Source organism: Amycolatopsis sp. NPDC114478, assembly GCF_055633805.1.
On record NZ_JBVKDO010000016.1, the window covers coordinates 33730 to 52718 of the forward strand.

Here is an 18989-nt window from a genome sequence, read left to right on the forward strand (position 1 = left end):
TGTGACGTATGACCCAGCGACAACGGCGTGTGCGCGACCGGACCGAGCGGGGGCAGCGGATCGTCACCGCGGCCCGGGAGCTGGCCGAGGCGGAAGGCTGGGACGCGGTCACGACCCGCCGGCTCGCGGCGCTGATCGAGTACAGCCAGCCGGTGCTCTACAGCCACTTCCCGGGCGGCAAGGACGCGATCATGGCGGCGGCCGCCCTGGAGGGCTTCGGCGAGCTGGCCACGGCGCTGGCCGCGGCCCGCGCCGCCGGCCTGGCCGGGGTCGCGCGGGCGTACGTCGAGTTCGCCGAGGCGAAGCCGGCCCTCTACGACGCGATGTTCACCCTGGCCTCGGAGCTGCGGTTCGCCGAGGACGACACCCCGGAGGTGATGAAGGCGAGTTTCGCGGAGCTCCTCGCGGTCATCGAGCCGGTGGCGGGCACCCGGAACGCGGGCGTCCTGACCGAGGTGTTCTGGAGCACGCTGCACGGCTTGATCACCCTCGACCGGGGCCACCGGCTGTCCCGGGAGCACCGTGACGAGCGCCTCTCGCTGGTGGTCGCCCGCTTCGGCGTGCGGGGCGACTGATCTCCTCCGCGGCCCGACCGGCAGAATGGACACCGGCGGAGAACGTTGACGAGAACGCGAGGAGAGTGCCGGTGACGGGAGCCCTACGTGGTGTGGTCGCGCTGGACGGCCCGTCGGGGACCGGGAAGACCACCGTCGCGCGCAAGCTCGCCCAGCGGCTCGGGGCCGGCTACCTCGACACCGGCGCCATGTACCGGATGGTCACCCTCGCCGTGCTGCGCGCGGGCGTCGACCCGGCCGACGCGGACGCCGTCGCCCGCCTGGCCGACGCCACCGACTTCGCCATCGGCACCAGCCCCGACCGGCCCGAGATCCGGCTGGCCGGCGCGGACGTCGCCGCCGACATCCGCGGCCCCGAGGTCACCAAGGCCGTCTCGCCCGTCTCCGCCGTCCCGCACGTGCGGGAGCTGCTGGTCGCCCGGCAGCGGCAGATCATCGAGGACGTCGTGGGCCACCGCGGCGGGATCGTCGTCGAGGGCCGGGACATCGGCACGGTCGTCGCGCCGGACTCGCCGCTGAAGGTCTTCCTCACCGCGTCGGCCGACGTCCGCGCGTCGCGCCGCAGCACCCAGGACACCGCGGCCGGCCGGAAGTCGTCGGTCGCCGACGCCCTCGCGAGCGTCGAACGCCGCGACCACCTCGACTCGACCCGCGCCGCCTCGCCGCTGCGCGCGGCCGACGACGCCGTGCACGTCGACACCTCGGAACTGTCGATCGACCAGGTGATCGTCGCCCTCAGCGAACTGGCCAGCCACCGCGGCCTGCTGGCGGGGTGCAACGCCGAGGTCGCCCGATGAAAGCTGACGGGTTGCCGGAAGGCTCCGTCGGCTGGCTCCACGACGCCGGGCGGGTCTTCGCCCGGTATCATCTGCGGTCGGCCTTCCGCATCCGCGTGCACGGCCGTGAGCGCATGCCCGCCACCGGGCCCGTGCTCGTGATCGCCAACCACAGCTCGATGATCGAACCGCAGCTGATCTTCGGAATGCTGCCGCGCCGCTCGGCGTTCCTGGTCAAGGCCGAGATGTTCGGCGGGATCGTGGGGAAGTTCTTCCTGGCGATCGGACAGATCCCGCTCAAGCGCGGCGAGATCGACCGCAAGCCGCTGCTCACCGCGGTCGGCGTGCTCAAGGACGGCGGCGTCGTCGGGATCTTCCCCGAAGGCACCCGCGGTGCCGGGGACGTCGGTGCGGCCGAACGCGGCGCGGCCTGGCTCGTCCGGGCCTCCGGTGCGACCGTGCTCCCGGTCGCGACGCGGGGCACGCGCAAGCCTGCCGACGGCAAGAGGCGCTGGCGCCCCCGCGTGGACATCCTCGTGGGGGAGCCGTTCACGCCGAAGGTCGGCCCCGGCAAGACCGGGCTCGACCAGGGCACCGAAGAGCTGCGCGGCGAGCTCGCGGCGCTCGTGAAGACTTTGGACGATTGGCGTACCGAAAACGGATTCGTTACGCCATAAGGGAAATTGGGTTGTAATGGAAGAGTTCGACAGCGTCGGCGAAGTCGACGGCACCTGGTCCGATGAGACCGAGTTCGCCGCGCTCGACGCGCAGATCGAGGCGGCCGAGCTGGCCGAGGAGGCCGCCCTCGGGCAGCCGGTGCTCGCCGTCGTCGGCCGCCCGAACGTGGGCAAGTCGACGCTGGTCAACCGCATCCTCGGCCGCCGTGAAGCCGTCGTGCAGGACGTGCCGGGCGTGACCCGCGACCGCGTCGCCTACGACGCCTACTGGGGCGGGCGGAAGTTCACCCTGGTCGACACGGGCGGCTGGGAGCCGGACGCGACCGGGCTGCAGGCCTCCGTCGCCGCGCAGGCCGAGCTGGCCATGCAGTCCGCGGACGCCGTGCTGCTGGTGATCGACGCCTCGGTCGGCGCCACCGCCACCGACGAGGCCGTGTCGAAGGTCCTGCGCCGCTCCAAGAAGCCGGTGCTGCTGGCCGCCAACAAGGTCGACGATGACCGGCTGCTCGCGGACACCGCGTCGCTGTGGTCGCTCGGCCTCGGCGAGCCGCACCCGGTCAGCGCGCTGCACGGCCGCAGCTCCGGCGACCTGCTCGACGCCATCCTCAAGGCCCTGCCCGAGGCGCCGCGCGAGGGCGGCGGCGTCTCGACCGGCCCGCGGCGCGTCGCGCTGGTCGGCAAGCCGAACGTCGGCAAGTCGAGCCTGCTGAACAAGCTCTCCGGCGAGGAGCGCTCGGTCGTCGACTCGGTCGCGGGCACCACCGTCGACCCGGTCGACTCGCTGGTCGAGCTGGACGGCGAGACCTGGCGGTTCGTCGACACGGCCGGCCTGCGCAAGCGCGTGAACTTCGCCGCCGGCGCCGAGTACTACGCCTCGCTGCGCACCAAGACCGCGATCGACGCGGCCGAGGTCGCGATCGTGCTGCTCGACGCGGCCGAGCCGATCTCGGAGCAGGACCTGCGGGTGCTGACCATGGTCGTCGAGGCCGGGCGTGCCTGCGTGCTCGCGTTCAACAAGTGGGACCTGGTCGACGAGGACCGCCGGCACGCGATGGTCCGCGAGCTGGAGCGCGGCCTGGTCCGCGTGCCGTGGGCGGAGAAGGTCAACATCTCGGCGCTGACCGGCCGTTCGGTGCGCAAGATCGCCCCGGCGCTGCGGACGGCGCTGGCGTCGTGGGACCAGCGGGTGCCTACCGGGCAGCTCAACGCGTGGCTGTCCGACCTGATCGCGGCGACCCCGCCGCCGGTCCGGGGCGGCAAGCAGCCGAAGGTGCTGTTCGCGACGCAGGCCGGCATCCGGCCGCCGACGCTGGTGCTGTTCACCACCGGCTTCCTCGAGGCGGGCTACCGCCGGTTCATCGAGCGCAAGTTCCGCGAACAGTTCGGTTTCGCGGGCAGCCCCGTTCGGGTGAATGTGCGGGTTCGCGAAAAGAAGGCGAAACCGAAGATCGGCGGAAAAGCCGCGCGCACGCGGTGATTTCCTGACGCCCCGGCCGGCGTGGTCCGTCGATTGCGACCTGGATCACGCTGGTCAGGGCCGTGATCGTGAGGTCCGACACTCCGTCGTGACCGGGAAGATATATTTCCTTCACCAGCGAGTATGGTGGAGGGTCGTTGCGGGCGCCTCATTCAGGAGAGCAAGCCCGGTGAGGCTCGCGGAAGGTGAGTGATGGGCTTGCGCGCCCATAGTCCGTCCCTGCACGTCTTCGTTCCGGTCGAGGTGAACGCCCGATGACCGTCACGATCGAACCCGCCGAAACGGCCCCGGTGCTCTCCACGCCCGTGGCCGCCCCCGTCGCCGACCGGGCGCTGTTCTGGTCCGGTCTCGGCGCCGGCGAGCGCACCCTGCTCGACATCGTCGCGGAGACCGCCGAGCGGTACCCGGCCGCCGCCGCGATCGACGACGGCACGACCACCCTGACCTACCGCCGGCTGCTCGAGGAGATCGACGCCTACGGCCGCCGCCTGCGCTCGTACGGCGTCGGCCTGGGCGACCGCGTGGGCATCCGGATCTCCTCCGGCACCGCCGAGCTCTACGTCGCGATCCTCGCCACCCTGTCCGTCGGCGCCGCCTACGTGCCGGTCGACGCGGACGACCCGGACGAGCGCGCCGAGCTGGTCTTCGAAGAGGCCCAGGTCGCGGCCGTCGCCACCGACGGCAAGATCGAGGTCCACAGCACCCCGGGCGGCCGTGACGGCGTCCCCGGTGCGGCCGACGACGCCTGGATCATCTTCACCTCCGGGTCCACCGGCAAGCCCAAGGGCGTCGCGGTGACGCACGCGTCCGCCGCGGCGTTCGTCGACGCCGAGGCCGAGCTCTTCCTGACCGAGGAGCCGATCGGCCCGGACGACCGCGTGCTGGCCGGGCTGAGCGTCGCCTTCGACGCCTCCTGCGAAGAGATGTGGCTGGCCTGGCGGCACGGCGCGTGCCTGGTCCCGGCGCCGCGCGCGCTGGTCCGCACCGGGGTCGACCTCGGCCCCTGGCTGGTCGCGCAGGGCATCACCGTCGTCTCGACCGTGCCGACGCTGGCCGCGCTGTGGCCCGCCGACGCCCTCGAAGACGTCCGCCTGCTCATCTTCGGCGGCGAAGCCTGCCCGCCGGAGCTGGCCGAGCGCGTCGCCGTCGAAGGCCGCGAAGTCTGGAACACCTACGGCCCGACCGAGGCCACCGTCGTCGCCTGCGCCGCGCAGCTGACCGGCGAGGGCCCGGTCCGGATCGGCCTGCCGCTGGCCGGCTGGCAGCTCGCCGTCGTCAACGACGAGGGCGAGCCGGTCGCCATGGGCGAGACCGGCGAGCTGGTCATCGGTGGCGTCGGCCTGGCCCGCTACCTCGACGCCGAGAAGGACGCCGAGAAGTTCGCGCCGCTGCCGTCGCTGGGCTGGCAGCGCGCCTACCGCTCCGGCGACATGGTCCGCGCCGAAGAGGACGGCCTGCTGTTCCTGGGCCGCCTCGACGAGCAGGTCAAGCTCGGCGGCCGCCGCATCGAGCTGGGCGAGGTCGACGCCGCGCTGCAGGCCCTGCCGGGCGTGCAGGGCGCGGCCGCCGCGATCCGCCGCACCAAGGCCGGCAACCAGGTCCTCGTCGGGTACGTCGTCCCGGCCGCCGGTGTCCCGTTCGACCAGGACGAGTCCGCGACCCGGCTGCGCGAGCACCTGCCCGCCGCGCTGGTGCCGCTGCTCGCCGTCGTCGACGACCTGCCGACCCGCACGTCCGGCAAGGTCGACCGCAACGCGCTCCCGTGGCCGCTGTCCACTGTGGACGCCGCCGGTCTCTCGCCGACCGAGACGTGGCTCGCCGAAGGCTGGGCCGAGATCCTCGGCGTGTCGGTCGACGACCCGAAGGCCGACTTCTTCACCCACGGCGGCGGCAGTCTCACTGCCGCGCAGGTCGTCGCGCGCATCCGCACCCGCCACCCGCAGGTGTCGGTCGCCGACGTCTACGCCTACCCGAAGCTCGGCGCGCTGGCCGCGATGCTGGACGCGCTGAGCGGCCAGGCCACCGAGCGCCGCGACATCGCGCCGACCCCGCGGCGCGCCGGGGTCGTCCAGACGCTGCTGATGGTCCCGCTGATGGGCCTGGTCGGGCTGCGCTGGGCGACGCTCGCCGCCGCGCTGTCGAACGTCCTGTCCTTGCTCGGGTTCGCCTGGGCGCCGACGCTGAGCTGGGCGTGGGTCGGCCTGGCCTGGCTGGTGCTGTTCAGCCCGGCCGGCCGCATCGCGATCGCCGCGGGCGGCGCGCGCGTGCTGCTCTCCGGCGTCCGCCCCGGCACGTACCCGCGTGGCGGCAGTGTCCACTTGCGACTGTGGACGGCCGAGAAGCTCGCCGAGTTCTCCGGCGCGGACAGCGTCGCCGGCGCGTCGTGGATGACGACGTACGCCAAGGCGCTCGGCGCGCGGATCGGCAAGGACGTCGACCTGCACTCGCCGCCGCCGGTCACCGGCTTCCTCAAGCTGGGCCGCGGCGCCGCGATCGAGCCCGAGGTCGACCTGACCGGCCACTGGGTCGACGGCGACGTCGTGCACATCGGGAAGGTCCGCGTCGGCGCGGAGGCCCGCATCGGCGCGCGAAGCACGCTCTTCCCGGGTGTCCGGATCGGCAAGGGCGCGGAGATCGCGGCCGGGTCGACCGTCCGCGGCGCCGTCCCGGCCGGGCAGCGCTGGGCCGGTTCGCCCGCCGCGCGCGTGGCCAAGGACGAGCGCGACGCGCTGAAGTGGCCGTCGAGCCGCCCGCCGCGGTCGCACTTCTGGGCCGCCGTCTACGGCGCGACCTCCCTGGCGCTCGGCTTCCTGCCCGGCGTGGCCGCGCTCGCGGGTGTCGCCGTGCTCGGCTACGCGATTGCCGGTGCGCCGACGCTGCTGGACGCGTTCACCCGCGCGCTGGTCTTCGTCCCGGCCGCGACCGCCGCGTACTTCCTGGCGTACATGCTGCTCGTGCTGGTCGGGGTCCGGTGCTTGAGCATCGGCATGGTCGAGGGCTACCACCCGGTGCACGGCCGCGTCGCGTGGCAGGTCTGGGCCACCGAGCGCCTGATGAACATGGCCCGCGAAGGCCTGTTCCCCTTGTACGCCAGCCTGTTCACGCCGGTGTGGCTGCGGCTGCTCGGCGCGAAGGTCGGCCGCAACGTCGAGGCGTCGACGGTCCTGGCGCTGCCGAAGATGACCAAGGTCGACAGCGGCGCGTTCCTGGCCGACGACACCATGGTCGCCACCTACGAGCTCGGCCACGGCTGGCTGCACGTCGCTCCGGCCCGGATCGGCAAGCAGGCGTTCCTCGGCAACTCGGGGATGACCGCGCCCGGCCGGTCGGTGCCCAAGCGCGGCCTGGTCGGCGTCCTGTCCTCGACGCCGTTGAAGGCGAAGAAGGGCTCGTCGTACCTCGGGATGCCGCCGCTGCCGGTCCGCCGCGCGGTCGGCGAGGCCGACACCAGCCGCACCTACACCCCGGCGCTGCACTTCAAGGCGGCGCGGGCGCTGGTCGAGCTGTGCCGGATCATCCCGGTGATGTGCGGGGTCGCGCTGACGGTCTCGGTCGCCTTCGGGCTGCTGTGGGCGGCGACGGCGTTCGGCTTCGGCGTCGCCCTGCTGCTGGCCGGGCCCGCCCTGCTGGCCGCCGGGATCGTGGCGGCGCTGACCGCGACCGCGATGAAGTGGCTGCTGGTCGGCAAGTTCCGCGAGATCGACCACCCGCTGTGGAGCTCCTTCGTCTGGCGCAACGAGCTGGCCGACACCTTCGTCGAGGCGCTCGCGGTGCCGTGGCTGATCGGCTCGGTCGGCGGCACCCCGCTGCTGACCGCGTGGCTGCGCACGATGGGCGTCAAGATCGGCCGCGGTGTCTGGCTCGAGACGTACTGGCTGCCCGAGGCGGACCTGGTGTCGCTGGGCGACGGCGCGACGATCAACCGCGGCTGCGTCGTGCAGACGCACCTGTTCCACGACCGGATCATGAGTATGTCGCGCGTGGCGCTCGGCGAAGGCGCGACGCTCGGCCCGCACGGCATCGTGCTCCCGGGCGCCGGCATCGGCGCGCGCACCACGGTGGGCCCCGGCTCGCTGGTGACCCGCGGCGACGAGGTGCCGGCCGACACGCGCTGGCTCGGGAACCCGATCTCCGCGTGGACGGGTAAGTAGAAGGTCACGAAGTACCCGCCTGGCTCGCCGGACTCACCCGTCCGTGCGAGCCTGGTTTGGTACGGCCGCTCGACGAAAGGTTCGCAACGGGTGATTTCGAAGGCTCCGGCACCGGCCCCCGGCGCGGACACCTCGGGTGACCCCTACCTCCCCGCGCACGGCAACGGCGGCTACCGGGTCCGGCACTACGACCTGAACCTCGACTACAAGGTCGGGCCGAACCGGCTCTCGGCGTCCGCGGTGCTCACCGCCGAGGCGACGCAGGCGCTTTCCCGCGTCAGCCTGGACTTCGGCGAGTTCCGGATCAACCGCGTGCTCGTCGACGGCAAGCCCGCGAAGTACCTGAAGCGCGGCGCGAAGCTGCACGTCCGGCCGGCGAAGTCGATCGCGCCGGGTGCCGCGTTCACGATCGAAGTGCACTACGTAGGCAACCCGCGTCCGGTGCGCAGCCGCTGGGGCGACGTCGGCTGGGACGAGCTGACCGACGGCGCGCTCGTGGCGAGCCAGCCGGTCGGGGCGCCGTCCTGGTTTCCGTGCAACGACCACCCGTCGGACAAGGCCGCGTACCGCGTGACCCTGACGACGGCGTCGCCGTACCTGGTCGCTGTCACCGGCAACCTGGTCGAGCGGTCCATCGGGGGCAGCACGACGCGGTGGGTGTTCGAGCGGCCCGAGCCGACGGCGACGTACCTGATGAGCGTCCAGCTCGGCCGGTACGACGAGCTGGAGCTGACCGGCCGCGGCTGGTTCCCCCACACGGGGGTCGGCGCGCGCCGATTCACGCTCGGCTTCGGCCGCGGTCACGTCGACTCGGTCCTGCAGACGGTGCCGCAGCGAGCCGCCGTACCCCCGCGGCTGCGGCGCGCGTTCGAGCGCGACTTCGGCCGGCAGGGCCGGATGATCGACATGCTGCAGCGGCTGTTCGGGCCGTACCCGTTCGACGAGTACGTCATCGTCGTCACCGACGACGACCTCGACGACCCGATCGAGGCGCAAGGCATGGCGATCTTCGGCGCCAACCACGTCGACGGCCGCCGCACGTACGAGCGGCTGGTGGTGCACGAGCTGGCCCACCAGTGGTTCGGCAACAGCTTGACGGTGGCGGATTGGCGGCACATCTGGCTGAACGAGGGCTTCGCGACGTACGCGGAGTGGCTGTGGTCGGAGGAGTCGGGCGGCCAGTCGGCCCAGGCGCTGGCCCGCAGCTGGCACACGCGCATCAAGGCCAAACCGGCCGACGTCCGGATCGCGGACCCGGGCGTGTCCCGGTTGTTCGACGAGCGCGTGTACAAGCGCGGCGGGTTGACGTTGCACGCGCTGCGGGCGGAGATCGGGGACCCGGCGTTCTTCGCGTTGCTGAAGGCGTGGACGGGGGACCACCGGCACGGGCTGGTGACCACGGAGCAGTTCGTCGCGATGGCCGAGGCTTACGCGGCCCGCTCGCTGGACGCGTTCTTCACGCGGTGGCTGTTCACTCCGGCGCTGCCCCCGCTGCCCGGCGCCTAGGCAGTCCGGATCGCGTCCACCAGCCAGACCGCGCCCGGGATCCGGACCCCTTCCGGGGTTTCGTACGCCTCGAGCCCTTCCTCCAGCTGCTCCCGCGTCCGTTCGACGACACCCGGGTCGAGTCCGGCCAGGTTGGTGCGGACCGGTCCGCGTCGGCGGCGTCGCGGCCGTAGTCCATCGGCGCGGTGACCGGCTCGACGCGGATGCCGGTGAACCCGGCCGCGTCGCCCCGATCGTCGAGATGCCGCGCGCGGCCGCGTCGGCCGACTCGGCGGTCGCCGGGCAATGGGACGCCGGCGCCGACCCCCGGTTCGCCGTCCACCTCGAAGCCGCCCGGTCCCTGGTGGCCAAGCCGGGGGTGCGGGCCGGGATGACCGCCGAGCACGCCGCCGACCTGCTGAGGCCGGAGCAGTACCAGGTGTTCGTCCGGGACCGCGGCTGGTCGCCCGAGCGGTGGGAGAGCTGGGCGGCCGACACCTTGATCGCCCAGATCTGAGCTATACATCGGATGTCTCTGCCGCTTTCCGGGTGAATCCTCCTGGCGTTTCGGGACGCCCTCTGCAAGTATGGCCGCACGCCGCCTGCTGAACGCACCGAAACGTAGTATGAATTCGGAGGACACTTCATGGATGCAGTGTCGCGGCGTGCGGTGCTTCGCTCGGCGTCGGTCGCGGTGGGGGCCGCCGCGTTCGGGGGACTCTGGGCTCGGGCCGCGTCGCCCGCCGCCGCGAGCGCGGGGAACCCGCACCGGGACGTCGCCGCCGATGCGCGGATGGTCTGGAAGCGGCTTCCCGGGAACTGGCAGGAAGGTCCCTTCCTCGCCAACGGCTACCTCGGTGCCCAGGTCTACGCCGGCAAGACACCCGACACCCTCAAGGTCATGCTGAGCCACACCCAGGTGCAGGACCAGCGGATCCAGTGGGAGGCCGGCATCGGGCTGTCCCGCCTGCCGATCGGCTACCTCACTCTCACCTTCGCCGGTGCGATCACCGCCGTCGACTGGACGCTCGACCTCTACAACGCCGAACTCGGCGGCACCATCACCACCACCCGCGGCTCGGTCGCCTTCTCCGCCGTCGTGCACAACGACCTCGGCGTGCTGCTCGTCTCGCTGACCCCGAGCGACGGCGAAAAGAGCGCCGCCTGGGCCTTCCAGCCACTGGAGTCGGCGACGACCCGGACCGTGCGCAAGCCGCCCGAGTACGTCGCCAACCCCGCCCCCGAGGTCGCCGACGGCTACTGCGCGCAGCCGATGCTCGCCGGCGGCGGGTACACCACCGCGTGGCAGGAGCGGGCGATCGGCACGAGACGGCTGTTCGCCGCCACCGTCGCCTACAGCTTCCCGGGCACCACGCACACTGCGGACGCCCGCGGAAGCATCGAGAAAGCGCTTGCCGCGAACCCGGACGCGCTGCTGGCCCGTCACCGCCGCTGGTGGAACGACTACCACCGCCGCAGCTTCGTTTCGGTGCCGGACAAGCAGGTCCAGCGGTTCTACTGGATCCAGCTGTACAAGATCGCCGCCGCCACCCGCGCGGACGGGCCGGTGGTGTCCGAGTGGGGACCGTGGTTCCCCGAGGTCGGCAACAGCTGGACCGCTGTGTGGTGGAACCTCAACGTCCAGGTCACCTACCCGATCGTGAACAGCAGCAACCACCCCGAACTCGACGCCGTCACCGAGACGTTCCGGCGCGACCACGCGAACCTCGAGACGTCCGTGCCGCCGGCCTACCGCGACGGCGACACCTACGCGCTCTCGCACCCGGGGGACTGGCGGCTGCGGCCCGGCGGCACGCGCTCGGTCGGCGTCCCCGGCACGACGTCCAAGACCGACCAGACCGGGAACTTGTTGTGGGGCCTGCACAACGTCTGGCTCGCCTACCGCCACCACCTCGACCGGCAGGTCTTGCGCGACGTCCTGTACCCGACGCTGGCCAAGGCGCTGAACTTCTACCGCCACTTCCTGTTCACCGGCCCGGACGGGTCGCTCCACCTGCCGCTGACCCGCTCGCCGGAGTACGCCGACGCGCCCGACTGCACCTACGACCTGTCGCTGATCCGGTGGGCCGCCCGGACGCTCGTCGACACCGCGCGGCTCCTTCGCCTCGACGAACCACGCGTGCCGATCTGGCGCGAGATCGGTGCGAAACTCGTGCCGTACCACGAAGATCCGGCGAACGGCGTGCTGATCGGCGACGGCGTCCCGCTGTCCGCGTCGCACCGGCACTTCTCCCACTTGCTGTGGCTCTACCCGCTGCGGGAGAAGGTCTGGGACCGGCCGGCGGATTGCGACGTCATGACCCGGACGTTCGACCACTGGGTCGCCGACCAGTCCGCTTGGCACGGATACAGCTACGCGGCCGCGTCTTCGATGAAGTCCGTGATGGACGCGCCCGAGGAAGCGTTGCGCTACCTGAAGTTCTTCCTCGACCGCAACGTCGTCGCCGACACCGAGCTGACGGCGAACACGATGTACCGCGAGGGTGCCAACTTCGCCATCGAGAGCCCGATCACCGCCGCGCAGTCCGTAGTGGACATGCTGATGCAGGGCTCCGGCGGCGTGCTCAAGATCTTCCCGTCGGTCTCGGCGACCTGGCGGGACGCCTCGATCGCCGGGTTGCGCGCGGAAGGCGCGTTCCTCGTGGACGCCTCCCGCCGCGACGGCCGCACGGAGTTCGTCCGCGTGCACAGCGAAGCCGGTGAGCCGCTGGTCCTCCAGCACGGCGTCGCCGGGGACGTCGACGTCCGCGACGAGCACGGCCGCCGCCTGCCGTGGCGCCCGGCCGGACCCGGGCGGATCGCGATCGGGCTGCGCCGCGGCGGCACCGCCGTCGTCACCCCGCGAGGCGGGCGGCCGGACTGCGCGCCGCGGGACGTCCCCGCCCTCGGCCCCGCGCCGGCGTGGGGCCTGCCGAGCTGAAACCCGCTTTCGACGAGGAGGTCGGATGGACATCACCCGCAGGACCGTGCTCGGTGGCGCGCTCGCCGGGATCGCCGCCGGCGCGGCCGGGATCACGCCCGCCTTCGCCGCCGAACCCGGCGGCGACGACTTCGCCTGGGCCGGGTTCCTCGGCACCGCCGACCTGTACTGGCGCCGGCTGCCGAAGACCTGGTACGAGGGACCGTTCCTGGGCAACGGGTTCCTCGGGTCCGGCATCTACGCCGAACCCGGGCAGAACGCCATCCGGTTCAACGTCCAGCACAGCCAGGTGCAGGACCACCGCCCCGAGTTCGGCTCGCTGTTCGGCCTGGCCCGGCTGCCGATCGGGTACTTCACCCTCGAACCGGTCGGCGCGATCACCGCGATCGACTGGCGGATGGACCTGTGGAACGCCGAGCTGACCGGCACGATCACCACGGCCGCGGGCAGCCTGAGCCTGCGCGCGATCGTCCACACCGGACAGTCGCTGCTCGCCGTCGAAATCCGGCCCTCGGAAGGGGAACGCGGGTTCAAGTGGGTGTTCCACCCGGCGGTCGCGGTCAGCCCGCGCGCCGACCCGGTGTGGAACAAGCCGCCGCCGGACGGCTACACCGCGAACCCGCCGGTGCAGCTGAGCGGCAGCGGCGACGCGCGGCTGGCCGTGCAGCCGCTGCTGGCCGGCGGCGAGCACGTGACGGCGTGGCGCGAGGTCGCCCGCGGCGGGGCGCGGACGTTGTACACATCGGTGGCGTGGTCGCACCCGGCAAAGACGTCGGCGGCGCGGGCGCTCTCGACGGTCCGCCACGCGGAGCCGTTCGCGGCGCTCACCCAGGACCACCGCCGCTGGTGGCACGACTACTACCAGCGCAGCTTCGTGTCCATTCCGGACACCCGGCTGCAGAGCTTCTACTGGATCCAGCTGTACAAGGTCGCGTCGGCGGCCCGGCGCGAGGCGCCGGTGATGGCGACGTCGGGGCCGTGGCTGGAGAACACGCCGTGGCCGGCGACGTGGTGGAACCTCAACGTGCAGCTCGAATACTGGCTGATCCACGGCTCGAACCACCTGGAGCTGGACGCCGTCAGCCACGCGCTCGACAAGTACCGGGCCAACCTGACCAGCCAGGTCGCGTCGCCGTACCAGGCCGACTCGGCGGGCATCCCGCGCACGACCGACATGACGCTGCTCAACGGCGTCTCGAACGTCACCAGCGGGTTCCCGGTCGGCATCCCCGGGCACGACACGCCGACACCGGAGGTCGGCAACCTGACGTGGGCGCTGCACAACGTGTGGCTGTCCTACCGGCACACGATGGACCGGTCGCTGCTCCAGGGCACGCTGGTCCCGTTGCTGCGCAAGGCGATCAACTACTACCTGCACTTCCTCGCACCGGGCCCGGACGGCAAGCTGCACCTGCCGCCGACGTTCTCACCCGAGTACGGCGTCAACGCGCCGGACTGCAACTACGACCTCTCGCTGATCCGCTGGGGCTGCAAGACGCTGCTGCAGAACGCGCCCGGCGACCCGCTCGCGCCGAAGTGGCGGGACGTGTTGGCGAACCTCGTCGACTACCCGGCCGACGCGAACGGGTACATGATCGGCGCCGGCGTGCCGTTCGCTAAGTCGCACCGGCACTACTCGCACCTGCTGCAGATCTACCCGCTCTACGACGTCACCTGGGAACAGCCGGAGCACCGGCAGATCATCGAGACGTCGCTGAACCACTGGGTCGGCTTCGAAGGCGCGCTGCAGGGCTACACGTTCACCGGGGCGGCGTCGATCTCGGCGCAGATGCTGCGCGGCGAGCAGGCGGCCTTCTACCTCGGCGAACTGCAGCGCCGGTACATCCAGCCGAACACCATGTACAAGGAGTCCGGGCCGGTCATCGAGACACCGCTGTCGGCGGCGAAGTCCGTGCAGGACATGCTGGTCCAGAGCTGGGGCGGGGTGGTCCGGCTGTTCCCGGCGGTGCCCGCGGCCTGGGGCGACATCGCGCTGCGCGACTTCCGGACCGAAGGCGCGTTCCTGCTCAGCGCGTCCCGGGCGGCGGGGAAGACGCGCTGGCTGAAGGTGCATAGCGAGGCAGGAGCGCCGTGCGTGCTGCGGCCGGGCATCGACGGCGAGCCGGCGGTGACGGACGCGCGAGGCCGGGCGCGGCGCTGGCGCCGGCTGGCCAATGGAGACATCCAGGTCGAGCTGGGACGGGGTGAGGACGCCTTCGTGTACCGGAAGGGCGATCGGCCGGACTTCGCGGTGCGGCCGGTGGCGCCCGGCGGGGCGAGCACGCCGTGGGGGCTGCCGTGAGGGGGTGATCGGGCCGGCTTTGCGCGTTCGCGCCCCGCGCGCCGGTCCGCGCGGCAGAATGGTGCTTCCGACGAGGGAGCGTGGATGAGCGAGCCGGACGGCAGACCGGGGTACGGCCCACCGCCGTACTCGTACCCGCAGTGGCAGCCGCCGGTGCCGCCGAAGAAGACCTCGCCGGCGGCGGTCGTGCTGATCGCCGGGTCGGTCGTCGTCGTCATCCTGATGGCGCTCGCGTTCCTGGCCTGGGGTTATCCCGGGTTCCTGCGCGAGCCGGACGCCCGGAGCGCCATCGGGACCCGGCCCGCCGGCTCGGCGACGGTCGTGTCGCCCACCCCGGCGACCACGAGCGTCCCGGTGGCGCCGCCCGCCGACGGCCGGGCCCCGCTGCCGAAACGGCCGAAGCCGCTGGCCGATCCGGTGACGTGCGCTTTCACCCCCGAATCGATTTCGCCGGCGCCGAAGAAGGTCGCGCCGCCGCCCGACGGCCCGGCGCGGTCGTCCGGCACCGTCCCCGTGCGGCTCGCGACGAGCGCCGGCACCATCGGGCTCACGCTCGACCGCGCGCTCGCCCCGTGCACCGTGGTCAACTTCCTGAGCCTGGTGAAGCAGGGGTTCTACGACGGCACGTCGTGCCACCGGCTGTCCGTGGCGTCCGGGCTGCGGATGCTGCAGTGCGGCGACCCGGTCGGCGACGGCACCGGCGGCCCCGGCTACACGATCCGCGACGAGGTGTTCCCCGAGCTGACCTACGGCCGCGGCGTCCTCGCGATGGCGAAGACCGACCAGCCCGACTCCGGCGGCTCCCAGTTCTTCCTGGTCTACGGCACGACGGAGATCCCGCCGGAGTACACCGTGTTCGGCAGCATCGACGACCCCGGCCTGGCCGTGCTGGACAAGGTCGCCCAGGGCGGCGTCGACACGGCCAAGTCGGCCCTCGGCGACGGCAGCGGGCCGCCGAAGATCCCGGTGACCTTCACCCAGGTCAGCACGCCGTGATCAGGGCCGGTCGAGCAGCTTCCGCAACGCCGTGAGCAGCGACTTCGCCGCTTCGGGCGACGCCGTGCGGTGGCGCCAGGCGACGTAGCCGTCCGGACGGACCAGCAAGCAGCCGTCCTCGTCGATGCCGCTGAGGCGTGCCCAGTCGCCGTACGCGTCACGGCCTTCCGGGTCGCCGACGCGCACCGCGCGCACGTCGAGGCCCAGCTCGGCGCCCACCTTGGCCGCCGCGTCGCGCCACGGCGTGCCGGTCAGCCCGGTCAGCACCGTCCAGCGGCCGTCGCCGACGAGGTCCAAAGTGGACACCCGGCGGCCGTGCGGGCCGACCAGCCACGCGTGCGGCAGCTTCGCGCCCGGCTCGGTGCTCGGCCGGTGGAACAGTTCGGGGTCGCGGTCCGCCTCGGCGGCGACGCCGTCGGGCAGCACCGCGCCCGAGGCGTACCGCTGGTCCATTTCGACTCCGTGGGCGTTGAACTCGTAGTGCTTGAGCTCGATCGCTTTCTCCAGCTCACGCCGTTTCCGCGCGCCCTCGGCCGTCGGCGCGAGACAGGTCTCGAGCCCGGCCGTGATGCCGTCGGCGTCGGTGTCGCCGGTGATGCCCAGCGCGGCGAAGATCGGCCCGAACTGGTCGCGGCTCAGGTTCGCGCGGTCGACGATCTGCTTGCCCACGGGAGCGCGTTCGGCGGTGTAGCTGTCGAGCAGCCCTTCGCCCGCTTCGCGGCGAAGCACCATCGCGAGCTTCCACGCGAGGTTGTAGGAGTCCTGGATCGAGGTGTTCGAGCCGAGCCCGTTGGACGGCGGGTGCCGGTGCACGGCGTCGCCGGCGCAGAACACCCGGCCGCTGCGGTACTCCGTCGCGTAGTTGTGGTTGACCGTCCACAGGGACGTCGAGGTGATCTCGACGTCGAGGTCCGGGTCGCCGACCAGGTCGCGCACCAGCCGCGTCGCCTCCTCGACGTCGACCTCCGGTGGCGCCTGCTCGATGTCGTAACCCCAGGTCAGCAGCCACTGGTTCCACGGCCGGACCATCCGGACCAGGCCCATCCCGATGCCGCCGAGGTGTGCGCCGGGCCGCATGACCCAGTAGAGGACGCTCGGCCGGTGCGCGACGTACGGCGCGAGGTCGGCGGTGAACGTGATGTTCATGCTGCCCGCTTTGCCGGTCTGCCCGGCGATCGACAGCCCGGCCTGGTCGGCGACGCGGCTGCGGGCGCCGTCCGCGCCGATGAGGTACTTGGCGCGCAAGGTGAACTCGTCGCCGCGGACGCGGTCGCGGAACCGGGCCGTGACACCGGTTTCGTCCTGGGTGAAGTCGAGGAACTCGGTGTCCAGCCGCAGTTTCGCGCCGCGCGCGGCGGCTTCGCTGGCCAGGATCGGCTCGAGGTAGGTCTGCGGGAGGTCGATCATGTGGCACGGGCTCGCCGCGGCGTACTCGGCCGCCGACCGGTCGCCGGTGCCCCAGCTCGCGATGCGGCCGATCTCCGGACCCGTCAGCGATGTGCAGAGCACGGTGTCGCCCATCAGCTCCGGCGGCGTGCCCACGGCGAGGGCCTTGTCCTCGACGCCGAGGTCGCGCAGCACCTCCATGGTGCGCTGGTTGGTGATGTGCGCGCGGGGCGTGTTGGCCATCCAGCCGTACTTGGTGGCCAGCACGGTGGGCACGCCGTAGGTGGCGAGCAGCAGGGCCGCGGAGCCGCCGGCCGGGCCGCTGCCGACCACGATGACGTCGGTGTCGTAGGTCATGCGCTGCTCCCTGAGATGCGGAAGGTGAACTCGAGCCGGCGTCCGGTGCCGTCGGGCTGTTCGGCGAAGTCGACGATGAGGCCGTCTTTGACGCCGAAGACGGTGTCGGAGTCGAGGTACTCGCCGCCGGCGACGAACAGCTGGGTGATCAGCGTGCGGTAGCCGGGCTTGGCGATCATGAAGTGCACGTGCGGCGCCCGGTAGGGGTGCCGGCCGACGACGTCGAGCATCTGCCCGACCGGGCCGTCGGCCGGGATCGGGTAGGCGCTCGGGACGATGGTGCGGAACCGCAGCCGGCCGTCTTCGTCGGTGCGGAAGCGGGCGCGCAGGACCGGGCCGTCCACCTCGGGCAGCTGGACGTCGTAGAAACCGTCCTCATTGGACTGCCAGACGTCGACGATCGCTTCGGCGACAGGGTGGTCTTCGGTGTCCGTGACGCGGATGTCCGTCCACAAGGGAGTGCCCGGCAGCCCTTCGGCCAGGTTCGCGCCCTGCGGGGTCTCCGGTGGACCGTCCACGTAGAACGGGCCGAGCACGGCCGACGGGGTCGTGTCCGGCGTGCGCGAGTTGGTCAGGACGTCGACGACGCTCGACACGCCGAGGGTGTCCGACAGCAGGATGAACTCCTGCCGCGTGTCGGTGGTGATGTGTCCGGCGCGGGTGAGGAACCCGATCGCGTACTCCCACTCGTCCTGGGTGAGGTCGGTGCGGATGGCGTAGGCGTGCAGCGTCTCGACGAGGTCGGTGAGCAGGGTGCGGACGCGGTCGGGCGCGGCGGCGAAGCTGTCGACGACCTGCTGGGTGAGCGCCTTGAGGCTGGGCGGCGCGGCGGGGTGGGTGCCGGTGAGGGCCTGGCGGAGCAGGTCGGCTTCCGGTTCGCCGGCGATGTCCGCTTCGGTGAGACCCAGTTCGGCCAGCGAGTGCGGGATCGGGAGGCCGTCTGCGAGGGCGAAGACTTCGCCGGCGTCGTCGAGACCCTTGTGCGCCATGACGTAGGGGAGGAGCACGGCGTGCGTCTCGGCGTGGGGCAGGCCGAACTTGCCGCCGAGGAGGTGGCAGAGCTGGTGGTGCAAGCCCATCTGCACGGCGTCCAGGCAGGTGCCGGCCAGGTAGGCGCCGCGGAGGGCGTCGGTGCGGGCGTCCACATCGGACGGATCGGCGGCGATGCGGGGGAGGGCGCTGGTGAGGAGTTTTGCGGCTTCGTTCGCGAGGAGGTCGGTTATGGGGTTGGCGTCGGGGGCGTAGCGGGCTTCGACGGCGTGGGCGAGGGCGTTGAGCCCGCTGGCGGCCGAGAGCGGGACGGGCAGGCCGAGGGTGAGGTCGACGTCGTAGAGGACGGCTTCCGGCCGGACTTTCGGGTTCTTCTTGGTGGTCTTGCGGCCGTCGGCGGTCTGGCCGAGGACGGCGGTGAGTTCCGAGCCGGCGTAGGTGGTCGGGACGATCAGCTGCGGCAGGTCGGTGTGCAGGGCGATGGCCTTGGAGAGCCCGGTGGCCGAGCCCCCGCCGACGGCGACGACGCCGTCGACGTCGTGCTCGGCGACGACCTTGAGGGCGCGCTCGGTGACGTCGACGGGGGTGTGCATGGCGGGATCTTCGAACCGGGCGGCCAGGAGCGGGCCGAGGTTTTCGGCGGCTCGGTCGGCGTGGCGAGGGGTGCCGACGAGCAGAACGCGGTTCATCCCGAGGCGGCGGACCTCGTCCCCGAGGGCGCCGAGGGTGCCGCGGCCGAAGATCACCCGGACGGGGTTGGCGGCGTAGGTGAACGAGGTCATGCGGGGGAGTATCCGGGTGGGGAGGGGAGCGGTCCTGCACGTTCGTGCTGCGGCTCGGCACGAAACGCGCGAACCGGCGGATGACGGCGGAGCG

12 protein-coding genes are annotated in these 18989 nt (G+C 72.3%); 10 read left to right on the forward strand and 2 right to left on the reverse strand.

Annotated elements, in window-relative coordinates; translation table 11 throughout:
• The first annotated feature begins 8 nt into the window (after positions 1-8).
• The 10 genes from ACZ7OH_RS35360 (at position 9) to ACZ7OH_RS35405 (ending at position 15380) form a co-directional block, all read left to right on the forward strand.
• The gene (locus ACZ7OH_RS35360) at positions 9-575 is read left to right on the forward strand and encodes a TetR/AcrR family transcriptional regulator (protein WP_470284823.1); all 567 of its coding nucleotides are present in this window, start codon (positions 9-11) and stop codon (positions 573-575) included.
• A 92-nt stretch (positions 576-667) separates the two neighbouring features.
• The gene (gene cmk, locus ACZ7OH_RS35365) at positions 668-1372 is read left to right on the forward strand and encodes a (d)CMP kinase (RefSeq protein WP_400899753.1); all 705 of its coding nucleotides are present in this window, start codon (positions 668-670) and stop codon (positions 1370-1372) included.
• Positions 1369-2028: a lysophospholipid acyltransferase family protein gene (locus tag ACZ7OH_RS35370; RefSeq protein WP_470284824.1), complete on the forward strand. Its 660-nt coding sequence runs from the start codon at positions 1369-1371 to the stop codon at positions 2026-2028. The genes cmk and ACZ7OH_RS35370 overlap by 4 nt, the downstream gene beginning before the upstream one ends.
• A 16-nt stretch (positions 2029-2044) precedes the next feature.
• Positions 2045-3505, forward strand: coding sequence for a ribosome biogenesis GTPase Der (gene der / locus ACZ7OH_RS35375; protein ID WP_470284825.1), 1461 nt, complete (start codon positions 2045-2047; stop codon positions 3503-3505).
• A 254-nt stretch (positions 3506-3759) separates the two neighbouring features.
• Positions 3760-7656: a Pls/PosA family non-ribosomal peptide synthetase gene (locus ACZ7OH_RS35380; protein ID WP_470284826.1), complete on the forward strand. Its 3897-nt coding sequence runs from the start codon at positions 3760-3762 to the stop codon at positions 7654-7656.
• 90 nt (positions 7657-7746) lie between these two features.
• Positions 7747-9162, forward strand: a complete 1416-nt coding sequence (locus tag ACZ7OH_RS35385) for a M1 family metallopeptidase (protein ID WP_470284827.1) — start codon at positions 7747-7749, stop codon at positions 9160-9162.
• A gap of 241 nt (positions 9163-9403) precedes the next feature.
• Positions 9404-9658, forward strand: a complete 255-nt coding sequence (locus ACZ7OH_RS35390) for a hypothetical protein (RefSeq protein WP_470284828.1) — start codon at positions 9404-9406, stop codon at positions 9656-9658.
• Between the two features lie 129 nt (positions 9659-9787).
• Entirely contained in the window at positions 9788-12082 is a 2295-nt protein-coding gene (locus ACZ7OH_RS35395; RefSeq protein ID WP_470284829.1) for a glycosyl hydrolase family 95 catalytic domain-containing protein, read from the forward strand.
• Positions 12083-12107: 25 nt separating this feature from the next.
• A complete protein-coding gene (locus ACZ7OH_RS35400; RefSeq protein WP_470284830.1) occupies positions 12108-14384 on the forward strand; it encodes a glycosyl hydrolase family 95 catalytic domain-containing protein in 2277 nt (758 codons plus the stop codon).
• Positions 14385-14468: 84 nt separating this feature from the next.
• The gene (locus tag ACZ7OH_RS35405; protein WP_470284831.1) at positions 14469-15380 is read left to right on the forward strand and encodes a peptidylprolyl isomerase; all 912 of its coding nucleotides are present in this window, start codon (positions 14469-14471) and stop codon (positions 15378-15380) included.
• On the opposite strand, the gene ACZ7OH_RS35410 is transcribed toward ACZ7OH_RS35405, so the two are convergent.
• Entirely contained in the window at positions 15381-17123 is a 1743-nt protein-coding gene (locus ACZ7OH_RS35410) for an FAD-dependent oxidoreductase (RefSeq protein WP_470284832.1), read from the reverse strand.
• A complete protein-coding gene (locus ACZ7OH_RS35415) occupies positions 17120-18895 on the reverse strand; it encodes a maleylacetate reductase and hydroxyquinol 1,2-dioxygenase domain-containing protein (protein ID WP_470284833.1) in 1776 nt (591 codons plus the stop codon). Before ACZ7OH_RS35415 ends, ACZ7OH_RS35410 begins: the two co-directional genes overlap by 4 nt.
• Between the last annotated feature and the right edge of the window lie 94 nt (positions 18896-18989).

Bases quoted from the DNA above. Each gene is read 5' to 3' on its own strand.
- ACZ7OH_RS35360 (WP_470284823.1), top strand. From the start codon at position 9: ATGACCCAGCGACAACGGCGTGTGCGCGACCGGACCGAGCGGGGGCAG.
- ACZ7OH_RS35370 (WP_470284824.1), top strand. From the start codon at position 1,369: ATGAAAGCTGACGGGTTGCCGGAAGGCTCCGTCGGCTGGCTCCACGAC.
- der (WP_470284825.1), top strand. From the start codon at position 2,045: ATGGAAGAGTTCGACAGCGTCGGCGAAGTCGACGGCACCTGGTCCGAT.
- ACZ7OH_RS35380 (WP_470284826.1), top strand. From the start codon at position 3,760: ATGACCGTCACGATCGAACCCGCCGAAACGGCCCCGGTGCTCTCCACG.
- ACZ7OH_RS35390 (WP_470284828.1), top strand. From the start codon at position 9,404: ATGCCGCGCGCGGCCGCGTCGGCCGACTCGGCGGTCGCCGGGCAATGG.
- ACZ7OH_RS35395 (WP_470284829.1), top strand. From the start codon at position 9,788: ATGGATGCAGTGTCGCGGCGTGCGGTGCTTCGCTCGGCGTCGGTCGCG.
- ACZ7OH_RS35400 (WP_470284830.1), top strand. From the start codon at position 12,108: ATGGACATCACCCGCAGGACCGTGCTCGGTGGCGCGCTCGCCGGGATC.
- ACZ7OH_RS35405 (WP_470284831.1), top strand. From the start codon at position 14,469: ATGAGCGAGCCGGACGGCAGACCGGGGTACGGCCCACCGCCGTACTCG.
- ACZ7OH_RS35410 (WP_470284832.1), bottom strand. From the start codon at position 17,123: ATGACCTACGACACCGACGTCATCGTGGTCGGCAGCGGCCCGGCCGGC.
- ACZ7OH_RS35415 (WP_470284833.1), bottom strand. From the start codon at position 18,895: ATGACCTCGTTCACCTACGCCGCCAACCCCGTCCGGGTGATCTTCGGC.